Raw genomic sequence first — 12,709 nt, 5'->3', positions numbered from 1 at the left:
CGTCATGAATTCACACTATACCAAAATTAAGTCATTCATAAAATTTTTCTGTCAGAATCAGAATTTACAGAATTTTAGGATTTTCAGAATTAAAGAATAAAAAATCTATTGAAAATAAACGACTTGCAAGAGTCAATTTTGAAAATTCTTGTGTCTGTAAATTCTGATTCTGACAAAATAGGGATTCTACGAACCCTATCTTTTTGGTATAAGCATCGCCCCCAAAAAAATCACACCGACCACCAAATAAACCACCCCTGATCCGTGCCTGTCGTGCGTGGAACATCGCCCACGCCCACGCCTGCTACCCATAACAACTCATTTTCTGCATACAACAAAGGTAAATAAGCACGCCACCACGGCGGAAAAGATAAAGCCTGTAACTGCTTTTTTAACCGTCGATGATGCCCCTCCGATAACCACCGCTCCCCCCCTTCACGTAATCTCACCCGCAGCGGCAAGCTCACCTGATCCGACAACAAACCCGCACCGCGCCGACATTCCGCACGCAACTCCCCCAACGGCAACCGTAACGGCTGCTGCAAATCCCACTGCACCTCCCAGCGCGGCGGACGCGGCGGCAACGGCAACATCGCATAAAGCTGCCCACGACATCGACGCAACTCCACCCCTTCCCACTTCACCACAGGCTGCCTATCCGCTTTTGCCTGACACAACATCTCTCTGATTTCCCTCAACTTCACCCGAGACGGCATAGAAAACTTCAGCGCATTCAACCAATAACGCAACACCTGTTCTTGTCGTTCGCTGGACAAACTGAGCAATGTGGCTATATCCAACTGCTTATCCGTTTCCCCACGACATAACAACCAATCCAAACGCGCACAATCCCGCAACAAACGCGTTGCCGTTGCCTGAAGTTCAGCCGAGCGCGACAGTGTTTGGGCAAAACTCGGCCAACGTTTGCGCAATAAGGGAGTTATTTTTTGACGAATAAAACTACGGTCATAGCGTAAATCCTGATTGCTTTCGTCTTCGATCCACGTTAAACCCTGCGCTTTAGCGTAGCCTAATAGCTGTGTTCGTGTAAACGACAACAATGGCCGCACTCGCCACCCTTCTCCTAACGCACTACGAGCTGCCATTCCTGACAAGCCTGCCGTTCCTGCCCCGCGCAACAATTGTAATAAAACCGTTTCAGCCTGATCATCGGCATGTTGAGCGGTCAACACCGTCTCATGGCGACGCAACAACACACCCAACGCCCGATAACGCAAATCCCGCGCTCGTGCTTCCACACTTTCGCCTGTTCGCGCCCGCGCATCCACGCGGCACACCTGATAAAAAATCTGCCGTGACCGACAAAATTGCCGACAATGTCGCGCCCATTGATCGGCATCGGGATGTAAACCGTGATGCACATGCACGGCACACACGCGCTCAATTGGCAAATGGTGTCTTATTTCATGCAGCGCATGTAACAACACCGTCGAATCCAAACCCCCACTATACGCCACCCACAAACGACCTTGTAAGTTGTATTGTTTTAATATCGCCAACAGTTGTTGTGCAGAGAATAATGTCATGATTACACAAAAAAGTTAAAAATCGCTCCGTGTTCTCGTTTGCTTTGCGACAACATCGGCATAAAGAAGAAAAATAAAACACGGCTTTACCGTGATTAACCGAAATAATTATTTACTAATCAAGTGATTATGAGAAGGTTGTTTTTTGAATTAAAAAATAAGAATGTGGCATGAACCTTGTATATAATTTAAGTAATTAAAGTCATCTGTTTCTCCTTGTTGGGTTGGTTGGCCTCTCGTTAGCAGGATGCTGGTGAGAGGCTCTTTTTTTTGTGCTATGACATGCGACAATTGGGACGGCGACCGCTGCGCTGTGCTTGTTCGTATAACTGCATCGCATAAGGAATGGCATTCTGCAACTCAGAAATACGTGTTTGATGAGACGGATGGGTAGAGAGAAATTCAGGCGCATCACCGCCGCCGCTACTGGCCATATTTTGCCAAAGTGCTACGCTTTCTCGTGGATCGAATCCTGCCCGCGCCATCAAATGCAAGCCTAAAATATCCGCTTCACTTTCTTGTACGCGACTATAGGGCATCAAAATCCCCAATTGCGCCCCCACCCCCAACAATCCCATTAACAATTGTCCCGTTTCCGTCTGTACATTGGCTAAGGCTTGCACCAACGCCAGTCCTTGTTCTACGGCAAACTGTTGTGAGACGCGCTCATTGCCATGATTGGATAATACATGAGCAATTTCATGCCCAATCACAGTGGCCATTTGATGGGGGGTTTTGGCCACTTGGAACAATCCCGTATGCACACCGATTTTTCCCCCCGGTAACGCAAAAGCATTGGCGGTGGGTTCTTCAAAAACCGCAATTTCCCAATGAGGAATAGAAGATTGACTGACATCAATAATTGCACCCGAAACGCAAGTGACATAATTACTTAAAGAAGCACTTTTGGTTAAACGCATTTCTTGTTTAAGATTCAAAAAAGCCTCTTCCCCCATAATATCCATTTGTTCTGCGGGTAAAAAAGCGAATTGACTGCGTCCTAATGGCGAAGTCGCACAACCAAAAATAAACAGCACCAAAGACATTAATACCATTCTTTTCCACAGCATCATGAAAACTCCTTTAACGCAATAAATAAAGACACATTTACCAACTAAAATCAGGCCCAATATTAATATGAATCCGAAAACCATCGGCATTCTCATCATTCAAAGGATGCGCCACATCCAAACGCACTGGCCCCACAGGCGAATACCAACGAATCCCCAAGCCAATACTTTCTTTTAAATACATATCGGAAAAGGAATTAAACGCATTTCCTGTGTCATAAAATAAAGCCGCGCTCCATTTATCGATCACCATTTGTTCAAATTCAATACTGCCGACTAATAAATGTTTAGCATAGAGTAAATTATTCGGACTTTTTAGCGATTCAAAGCCATATCCGCGCACACTGCGGTCGCCACCTGTACGAAATTGTAAAGATTGGGGAATATCATGCGTCACTTGGCTAAAAATGGGTTGCGTCTCTGCATGAGTATAGGCAATATCCGCACGAAAAATAACACGATTGCTCGGACTAAAAAGACCATGAATATATTTACCTTGCACCCGGGTTTGTATAAAAGAAGAAGTGGATAAGAAACCATTTAATGCGCCTTTTATAGAAAAACTAAATTGTTGGCCACGTTGGCTAAAAGGTTTCTCATCGGTTTTTATATATCTCCACTGGATACCAGGGACTAGGGTTTTTAATTGTGGGTTTAAGGCTTGTGCCATTTCAGGGCGATTGCGAATAAAAACACTTTGCCGCAATGGATCATCAAAAATCACTTCTAATAAATTATAATCTTCAATTAAATACTCTACCGTTAAACTTTCTTGAACGCTCCAACGATTCAATAAACGACGCGGATAATGTCGTCCTGTCGATAAAGCAATACTTTGTAAGCGTGTATCGCCGCCTTCCTCTAAGCCAAAATCTTTAAAACCATAATCAAATCCTTCATAACGCAAGCCAAAATTCCAATAATCTTTATTTAGATTTTTAACAGGAATTAAATAGTCTAAAGAAGATACTAAATGACGTTTTTCTTGAACGGCAATTAATCCTGCTTGCATACGGTGGCCGTCATCATTGATATAGCGGCGTTCCCAGTCTAATTTGCCACGCAATTGGGTATCTGTGCCGTAACCTAAACGAATGCGGTATTTATTCTTTTTTAACGGCTTTAATTTAACCCGTAATGGCACCATCGGATGGCCGTCAGAATCTGTGGTGATATTTTCTTGTTCCAAATTCACTTGATCGAAATAACCACTGCTGCTTAACGCATTACGAAAAGCAATAAATTGTTGTGCCGAATAATAATCACCCGGCTTAAACGTCAAAAAATTGTCTAAAAAATCAGATTCAAACTCAAAAGTTTCCTGTTCAAACGTCACTGCTCCAAAACGAAAACGTTTTCCCGTGTCTAAAGTCAGTTGAATCGTGGCAGCATAAGCCTGCATATCCACCACAATCCGACTCAGGCTATAATTGGCTTCTAAATAACCGCGATCTTGGACGGCATTTAACATATTTTTTTTAGCCTGCTCATAAGTTAAATGCGCCAAAGGATCGTTAATTTTAATAGGAAATTGTTTTAAACTATTCTGCAAAAAAGCGTCTTGTTCTCCCTCCCCAAGCAGCGTTAATGTCACCGCAGCAACGGGCATCACGTCACCGGCGGTGATGTGATAACGGGCTTGCCATGTGTTTTGGTCGGCGACTGGGGGCTGCAACTGTGCTTCAATCGTGGGACGATAATAACCAAATGGTTGCAGAGCCTGCGCAATTTCCTGTTCGGCGGTTTGGTGCATCCGCTGAATGGAAGATTCGGTTAAACGGGGACTTTGTTTTTGTTTTTCAATGGTTAATAGCGCACGGACGTTGCTCAACAGGGGATCATCTATACCATGTATTTCTACATGAACCTGAATACCCTCCGCAACCGCCACAACGCTATACAATAAAACACCCATTAGAGAGAAAAAGAAACGCATCATAAATTTTATTCAATTCGTCAATGGTGAGAATAATGGGCTGCAATTCTATAACAAATAAGGAATGAAATCTGCACAATAAGGCGAGATTTTATCATACAAATCAATATCGTGAGGTCATGATGTTTCCACTAATTCCATTGTTAATTGCGGGTATTGCTGGCACAGCCGCCTATCGCCATTTACCCCCAGAGAAAAAACAGGCAATGAAAGAAAAAACCCAAAGTACGTTAGAGCGTCTGGATCAAGGTTATCAACAGTGGATTCGCACGCATGTGGATAAACGTCTAAACACGCAGAAACGCGAACAGCAGTTAGAAGAATTTGCAGGCGAATATAGTGAAGAAGAACAAGCACTTAATCGCAAATTAGGTTTATCTGTGTTGAATGTGGGCGTGGCGACTGCGGGGGCTTTGGTGTATCCGCCGTTATTGATTTTGAATGCGGTTGGTTTGGCGTATCTCATGGGGCCGATAGCGTATCGTAGTTTGCAGGTGTTATTTCAAGAAAAACGGTTGCAATATCGACTTTTTGCGTTTTTAGGGGTATTAGCCAATTTTCTTGCGGGTTTTTATGTGATTGGTAGCCTGTTTATTTCGGTGATGTTTTTGGCGTTTAAAGTGTCGGCACGCAGTGAAGCGTATTCACGCCAAGCCTTAGTGGGTGCATTTGCGCTACATCCACCTGATAAAGTGTGGGTGTGGGTCGATGGCGTGGAAGTGGAAATGGCTTTTAATGAATTACAAATAGGTGACATTGTGGTGTTAAGCGCAGGGCAGTCTGTGCCAATTGACGGCCACGTGGTGGATGGCGCGGCGACAGTGGATCAGCACCGTTTAACCGGCGAATCGCAACCGATAGAAAAAACAATAGGCGATACCGTATTTGCGTCAACCCTTGTTTTATCAGGAAAATTACACGTGCGCGTTGAGCAAACAGGCGAGCAAACCAACGCAGCACAAATCGCTAAAATTTTAAACCATGCCAGCCAATCTCGTCTTGACTGTGCGATGAACAGTGAAAAATTAGCTGACCGTCTTGTTTTACCTGTACTCGGTGCGAGTGGTTTGGCGATGTTGACGGTGGGCGTAGGCGGTGGCGTGGCGGTGCTTAACGGCAGCTTTGGTTCTACGATGTTTTTTGCCGCGCCTTTGAATATGCTCAGTTATCTTAACTTGGCTTCCCATCAGGGAATTTTGATTAAAGAAGGTCGTCCTTTAGAGATTTTACCGACAGTTGACACGGTTGTTTTTGATAAAACAGGCACATTAACGCAAGAAGAGCCTGAAATCGGTAGAATTTACACACTGGGGAATTAGAAGGAGTCAGAAGTATTGCGTTTAGCCGCCATTGCCGAATACCGCCAAACGCATCCGATTGCGCGGGCTATTCAAAATGCCGCAGCAGCACGTGGGTTAATTTGCGATGTGCCTGATGAGGTGGATTATTCGCTGGGATTTGGATTACGGGTTAATTATCAAGATCATGTTTTACACGTGGGCAGTTTACGCTTCATGGTACAACAAAATATTACAATTCCATCCTTGTTAGAAGATGCACAAACGTGGTGTGCGACACAGGACGGATCATTGGTGATGGTCGCGGTGGATGGTCAGTTAGCGGGTGCAGTGGAATTACAAACCCAATTACGTCCCGAAGCACAAAGTTTGGTGGCACAACTTCATGCTCGCGGGTTAAAATTGGCGATTTTATCGGGGGATCATGCCGCGCCCACTCGTCATTTAGCGGCGCGTTTGGGCATTGATGAGTATTATGCTGAAGTGTTACCCGAAGCAAAAGCCGAACAAATCAAAGCCTTACAAGCAAGCGGACGTGTGGTATGTTTTGTTGGGGATGGTATTAACGATGCTATTGCGCTACAACAAGCCGATGTTTCCGTCTCCATGCGTGGTGCGACGACCATTGCTACTGACAGTGCGCAGGTGGTTTTAAGCGGTGGTTCATTGCAACAATTAGCGGATTTATTCGAGCTTTCTCATGCGTTTAAACGCGATTTAAATACGACTTTAAGATTTGCTTATATTCCTGGTAGCATTTTAATTGCGGGTGTTTTCTTGTTCCATTTTGGAATGGGGTCAGCTTTGATTTTGTACAGTGCTGGTTTGGTGGGCGCAATTTACAGTGCATTACGTCCGATGCGGCAATTGAAGCATGAAGAAAAAGAAAAGCAAAGTGATTTGGATTAATTTGCACACTCCCATGCGGGAGCGTGGGAGCGAGAAATCGCTTTTTTATTCTTAAAATTCTGTTAATTCTGATTCAGGCAAAAAATCGAAAAAAGGTCTTATCATGCAAATCACCTGGTTATTGTTGCCGTTATTAGGTGCAGTGATTGGCTATTTAACCAATTATTTAGCCATAAAAATGCTGTTTCATCCTCGTTATCCTATTATTATTTTCGGCGTGAAAATACAAGGAATCTTTCCCCGTCGTCAAGTAGATTTTGCTAAAAAATTGGGTTATTTGGTGGCCAGCGAATTATTGTCTATTGATGAAATTACCGAACGCTTACAACAACGCGCCGCCAGCCCAGAATTTATTGCTTTATTAGAACAGCATATTCAACAGGTTTTATTAAGAAAATTACCCGATTACTCGCTATTATTGTCAATCAGTGACAAACTATTGAACAATTTAACCGCTTATTTTCGAGATGATATTGAAGATTTATTACAACAATTAATTATAAAACTGCGCGAAGACATGAAACAAGATATTAATATTGAGCAAATTGTCAGTGAAAAAGTCGCCGCTTTCAATATCGAAAAATTAGAAAAAATTGTGTTTGATGTCATGGCTAAAGAATTTCGTTTTGTCGAATGGATAGGGGCGGTGTTGGGATTTCTGATTGGTTTGGTGCAAGTTGTGATCGTGATGGGGTGATGGCTTCCCTCTTGAAATTTACTCCGCAGTGCTTATACTGTTAGCACTCACTGCAATAGAGTGCTAGATCAAAACGACAACGGAGAAAACCAACAATGTCCACAGCATTAACGCTCGGTTTAAACGCACAACTTGCGGTTTTGGGTCACGATACCGAAGCCTACGCCCAAGCCGTTAAAGCCATTCCCATTCTCACTGCGGAAGAAGAACAGGCTTTAACCCTGCGTTATCACCGTGATCAAGATTTGGATGCGGCGCGTACGCTGGTTTTATCACACTTGCGTTTTGTGCTGCATATTGCCAACGGTTATCGCGGTTATGGCCTGCCCCAAGCGGATATTATTCAAGAAGGTAATGTTGGCTTGATGAAAGCTGTAAAACGCTTCGATCCCAGTGTGGGCGTGCGTTTAGTCACGTTCGCGGTACACTGGATTAAAGCAGAAATTCATGAATATATTTTGCGCAATTGGCGCATCGTCAAAGTGGCCACCACCAAAGCACAACGTAAGTTATTTTTTAATTTGCGCAGTGCGAAAAAACGTTTAGGGTGGATGACACAACAAGAAGTTGAACAAGTCGCTACTGATTTGGGCGTTTCCACACGAGACGTGTTGGAAATGGAAAAGCGCATGAGTATGCACGATACGGCATTTGATCCGCCGGCCGATGCCGAAGATGACGATTTGCCAGCACCCGCGGCTTATTTAGAAGATGACCGCTACGATCCCGCGCAGCAAATTGAAACCGAACAATGGGAAAGTCGCCATTACGCCGCATTACAAAACGCATTTGCCCAATTGGATGATCGCAGTAAAGACATTATGCAAAGTCGCTGGCTGGCCGAAGAAAAGGCAACGCTACACGACCTCGCTGCAAAATACAACGTCTCCGCCGAACGCATTCGCCAAATCGAAACAGCCGCCATGGGTAAGTTAAAAAAACAAATGAACTTTCTCATCGCTTAGTGTCATATTCGTCTGATAGCCGCTCCGTTTGAGAACTACAAACGGAGTGGGATTTCCCCACCGCTGTGCTTAATCATTCTTAATCCGCTTTAAATTCCCTTATTCCATTCCCTTTGCCTTGCATAAAAATCCCCTTGTTAATTGCTTTCTGCAAACGGCTGTGAAATTGTAATCTATTTAACCTAAGAGAAAATTTTTATCCTGCGTTTTTTGATTCAGGTTTTTCCTAAATTTTGGCGGTTTAATTTTCTCAAAAATAGTCAAGATCACTTGCGTAAAACAGAAATATGCGCCAAAATAATTAAAACCTCTCATTTTTTACCGCATTTTCAAGGCTGCTAAAACTTATTTTTTTATGTCTTAGAAGTATTACTTTGATATAAAAATAAAACAGAATTTAACTTATTTAAGTTATTGATTTTAATAAAAAAATTTCAATTAAAGTCGTTAATTACTTTTCCTTATTGCTTAAAAATAAAACTAAGGTGACTTTTAATGATTTGAATGGGTCAGTGGAGTCAATTTTTTTTAAATAATCAAATTATTTCACGGGCTTATTGGGCGAAAAAGTAATGTATTTCTCTGATGGAAAAATTAAAATTGAACCCACAGAATTGCCTTAAATAAAAGGAAAAGCACACTGTCCACCATTCAGATTTCTACCGACGAATGGACTAGGCTATTGCGTGTTTGCACGATTTGAATTATTATTAGAGTAATACTATTAACAATGTCCACCATTCATCCACCCAATCTATTTTCCCCTACACCCACAAAGAGGATATTTATCGTGATTCAATCTGAAATTGTCAAACAACTTCAGTCTCTAACAACCGCCGAATTGGTTGAAGTTAAAAAGTTGACTGAAAAATTAATCCTGCAAGCGCAGAAAGATGCCAAATCCGAACTGAAAACTAAAATTCGCAAAATGGCGAAAGAACGCGGATTACGTATTCGTGATCTCAACTTAGATGATTTGGGCGATTTAGACAAGAAACCCAAAAAACCTAAAAAAGTATTTCCCGTGAAATACCGTAATCCACAAGACTCCAACCAGACATGGACAGGTCTGGGTAAGCAGCCTTTGTGGGTGCGTGCGTGTTTAGCGGAAGGTACGACGCTTGAGCAATTGTTAGTCCCCAAAAGTTAAAAATGGCTTTTCCTCATTCCAGACAATAATATAAGGCCGCACCTTACAGAAACAACACCCTGCAAAATCTGCCATCCCCTTTGCACCCCTTTAACATTTTAGAGTCATGTGCCAACTGGATGGCATTTTTTCGTAGGTTTTTATCTGCCGAGTACTCACTTACAGGGAATAAAGCATGATTCCTGCGTTATCCGTGGTTATCATTGGTCGCAACGAAGGAGAGCGTTTAAAACGCTGCATCCAGTCAGTACAACACATGAACAGCCCTTTTGCCTTGTCTCAAGTGGAAATCATCTATGTTGATTCTGATTCCAATGACAACAGTTGTGAAATTGCCCACGGTTTAGGCGCAAAAGTATTATCCGTCAAACCCGAACGCCCCGCCGCCGCCATCGGACGCAATGCCGGGTGGCGCGCCGCACGGTTTCCTTTTGTATTATTTTTAGATGGCGATACCCTTTTGCACCCCGATTTTGTTAAAACGGCTTACGAAGTGTTACGGACAGAAAATGATGTCGCGGTGGTTTTTGGGCATCGTCGGGAAATGTATCCGAATGCGTCGATTTACCAACGGGCTTTGGATTTGGACTGGTTGTATCCTTTGGGCGATGTGGCATTTTGTGGTGGCGATGCCTTAATGCGTCGGGATGTGTTAAAACAAGTCGATGGTTACAACCCCAATCTCATCGCTGGCGAAGAACCAGAAATGTGTCAACGGATTCGTGCTGCGGGTTATCGCGTTCGCCACATTGACCATCCCATGACCTTACACGATTTAGCGATTACGCACGCTTGGCAATACTGGCGACGTGCTGTGCGTACGGGTCATGCTTACGCGGAGGTGTCTAACTTATTACGTGACAGCAAGCATCCATTATGGCAAGCCGATGCCCAGAGAAATTGGCGTAATTTTACCATTTGGAGTGGTTTATTTTTAATTGCATTAATAACGTCTATTGTGGGCATGACATTATGGCCGTGGGCTATTTTTCTCTTGTTTTTTTTAACGATGAGTTTGCGCACGTCTTGGAAAAATCGTTGGCGCAGTGAAAATAAAGTAACTTTATTCTGGTACGGTATTCACAGTCAATGGCAACATGTACCGATTGCGATAGGACAAATTAATTACTATTGGCAATCCTTCAAAGGAAAACGGCAACAATTAATTGAATATAAATAACTTTTTCTCTACGGAATTTTACCATGAATAATCTTGACGGCATTAGCGTCTTAGTGACACGTCCTGCCCATCAAGCAGAGAGTTTGTGTCAAATGATTAAAAATGCGGGGGGAGAACCTTTGCCTTGTCCGGTGATTGAAATTGTAGAAATTCCTCATAATGCTTCTTTACAGCACATGGCCAAGCAATTGGATCGGTTTTATTTAGCGATATTTATTAGCGTCAATGCGGTGCAATATGCCATGCCGACTTTATTAAACGTGCAAAAACGGTGGCCAAAAAATGTCCTAGTGGCCACTGTGGGCAAAAAAACCCTTGAGCATTTAAATGAACATGAGCAATTATCAGTATTATGCGGTGTAGAACCGTACAACAGTGAAACCTTACTACAACGTCCCGAATTGCAAAGCGACATCATTCGCGGTCGGCGAATTGTGATTTTTCGTGGAGAAGGGGGGCGAGAGTTTTTAGCGGAATCCTTGCGTTTACGTGGGGCTGAAGTGAGTTATGTCAACGTCTATCGCCGCGTACAACCGATTCCTCCCGATTGGAGGGAACAACAAAAACCTGATATTGCCGTCGTCACCAGCCGCGAAGGATTACAAAACTTATTTGCCATGTTTGACGGTCAACCCTGGTTACGCCACACGCCCTTGGTGGTCATGAGCGAGCGGGTCTTGGCGGAAGCGCACGTGTTGGGTGTGCAAGCTCCGACTTTAGTCGCCCAAGTGGCATGTGATGAGGGGTTATTTAACGCGCTGATTCGATGGCGCAATGAATATCACAACGTGATGTGATTCATAAAAATGCGTGTCAGACTAAACACAGTCCAAGACATCCACCCACACCAAACGGTGATCAGAGCTGACATCATGGGCTACCCACGCAAACTCAGCTTGATCCAACGTCGGCCAGAATACGCCACTGGCACGCACAGATAAATCATCACTCGGCAGCACATAATCCGCCCGCAAGCCCCAACTGGCCGTGTGCGCTCTAGCAAAATACAATCGGGAAAACGGTAACGAACTGCGTTGCGCCGCATGGGTTTGTCCGCCGCGACTGCGCGGAATCCATCGCCCCGTAGCCACTTCTGCGTGTAAGCGCGGATGCTGTAATAAAGCCCGAATACCACGACGAATGCCATCTCCCGCGTTTGGATCGGCATTTAAATCACCCATGATAACGGCGGATTCTCCCGCCAGCAATCCGCCATATGTCCCTTGATCATCATACAAATACCCGCTTCGCTCTGGCAAAAGGTAATCGTGCCACAAACGAATTTCGTCATGATTACGGCACGCATTGAACGCGGGAGAAAGGACGTGAGACAGCGGCGGAGTGGGATGACTCAGCAATAAATGCACCGTGCGACACGGCAAAACCACAGGAATATCCACATGATTTTTAGACGATAAACGAAAACGTGGCCATAATTTTTGCGTAAAAAAAGCCGCTTTATCCGAATCATTTATTGTCGGCAATAAAGGCTCTGGCATATCGCGCCATAGAAAATATTGAAAACGGCGTTGTTGTCGTGTTAATAACGGATATTTGGATAATAAAGCAAAGGCATATTGACCCGCAAAATGACCAAAACCAAAGGTGGGATAATATAATTCCCCCGCTAATTTTTCTTCGGGTGGATAATCTACGGCAATTCCTGTATTAGAAGGAAAAACGCACTGATAAGGATAATCGATAGGGGATTGTTGATATTGGCTGTGATTAAGATAATGTTGATTAAAAAGAGATAAGGCGCGTCCTTTCTCGTCATAATCTATTTCTTGCAACAATAAAACATCAGGACGAATCCATTGAATAATTGCCGCTAATTTTTGTAATTGTTCATGCTGCGGTGTTTCTAACTCCCGTAATAACGCTCCCATTTCTTGGCGCGCTAATGACACATTAAACGTCGCAAAACGACAAAAATTCCGCCGTTTTTTCTCCATTA

Annotated in this window: 9 protein-coding genes and 1 pseudogene; 6 read left to right on the top strand and 4 right to left on the bottom strand. The window is 43.7% G+C overall.

The window, feature by feature from the left end; translation table 11 throughout:
- Positions 1-230: 230 nt before the first annotated feature.
- The 3 genes from tilS to TPSD3_RS00830 all read right to left on the bottom strand — a co-directional run bounded on the left by tilS (position 231) and on the right by TPSD3_RS00830 (position 4,556).
- Complete coding sequence (tilS, locus tag TPSD3_RS00840; RefSeq protein WP_086486704.1) at positions 231-1,547, bottom strand: tRNA lysidine(34) synthetase TilS; 1,317 nt, start codon at positions 1,545-1,547, stop codon at positions 231-233.
- Positions 1,548-1,822: 275 nt separating this feature from the next.
- Positions 1,823-2,620, bottom strand: a complete 798-nt coding sequence (locus TPSD3_RS00835) for a M48 family metallopeptidase (RefSeq protein WP_086486703.1) — start codon at positions 2,618-2,620, stop codon at positions 1,823-1,825.
- A 34-nt stretch (positions 2,621-2,654) separates the two neighbouring features.
- Complete coding sequence (locus TPSD3_RS00830; protein ID WP_086486702.1) at positions 2,655-4,556, bottom strand: autotransporter assembly complex protein TamA; 1,902 nt, start codon at positions 4,554-4,556, stop codon at positions 2,655-2,657.
- A 116-nt stretch (positions 4,557-4,672) separates the two neighbouring features.
- Here TPSD3_RS00830 and TPSD3_RS18245 point away from each other — a divergent pair.
- The 6 genes and pseudogenes from TPSD3_RS18245 to TPSD3_RS00795 all read left to right on the top strand — a co-directional run bounded on the left by TPSD3_RS18245 (position 4,673) and on the right by TPSD3_RS00795 (position 11,549).
- Positions 4,673-6,760: pseudogene (locus TPSD3_RS18245) on the top strand (heavy metal translocating P-type ATPase).
- 103 nt (positions 6,761-6,863) lie between these two features.
- Positions 6,864-7,457 carry a DUF445 domain-containing protein gene (locus tag TPSD3_RS00815; protein WP_086486699.1) on the top strand — a complete coding sequence of 198 codons (594 nt, stop codon included), beginning with the start codon at positions 6,864-6,866 and terminating at the stop codon, positions 7,455-7,457.
- 95 nt (positions 7,458-7,552) lie between these two features.
- Entirely contained in the window at positions 7,553-8,422 is an 870-nt protein-coding gene (rpoH, locus tag TPSD3_RS00810) for an RNA polymerase sigma factor RpoH (protein ID WP_086486698.1), read from the top strand.
- A gap of 790 nt (positions 8,423-9,212) precedes the next feature.
- Complete coding sequence (locus tag TPSD3_RS00805) at positions 9,213-9,572, top strand: H-NS histone family protein (RefSeq protein WP_176329667.1); 360 nt, start codon at positions 9,213-9,215, stop codon at positions 9,570-9,572.
- Between the two features lie 175 nt (positions 9,573-9,747).
- On the top strand, positions 9,748-10,752 hold the full coding sequence (locus TPSD3_RS00800) for a glycosyltransferase family 2 protein (protein ID WP_086486696.1): 1,005 nt from the start codon (positions 9,748-9,750) through the stop codon (positions 10,750-10,752).
- A 23-nt stretch (positions 10,753-10,775) separates the two neighbouring features.
- Positions 10,776-11,549, top strand: coding sequence for a uroporphyrinogen-III synthase (locus TPSD3_RS00795; RefSeq protein WP_086486695.1), 774 nt, complete (start codon positions 10,776-10,778; stop codon positions 11,547-11,549).
- Between the two features lie 21 nt (positions 11,550-11,570).
- Here TPSD3_RS00795 and TPSD3_RS00790 read toward each other — a convergent pair whose 3' ends face one another.
- Entirely contained in the window at positions 11,571-12,707 is a 1,137-nt protein-coding gene (locus TPSD3_RS00790; RefSeq protein ID WP_086486694.1) for an endonuclease/exonuclease/phosphatase family protein, read from the bottom strand.
- Positions 12,708-12,709 lie beyond the last annotated feature (2 nt).

This window comes from Thioflexithrix psekupsensis (genome assembly GCF_002149925.1).
Lineage (GTDB): Bacteria > Pseudomonadota > Gammaproteobacteria > Beggiatoales > Beggiatoaceae > Thioflexithrix > Thioflexithrix psekupsensis.
The sequence above is the reverse complement of the archived record's forward strand: the minus strand, read 5'-3'. Positions and strand labels throughout refer to the sequence as shown.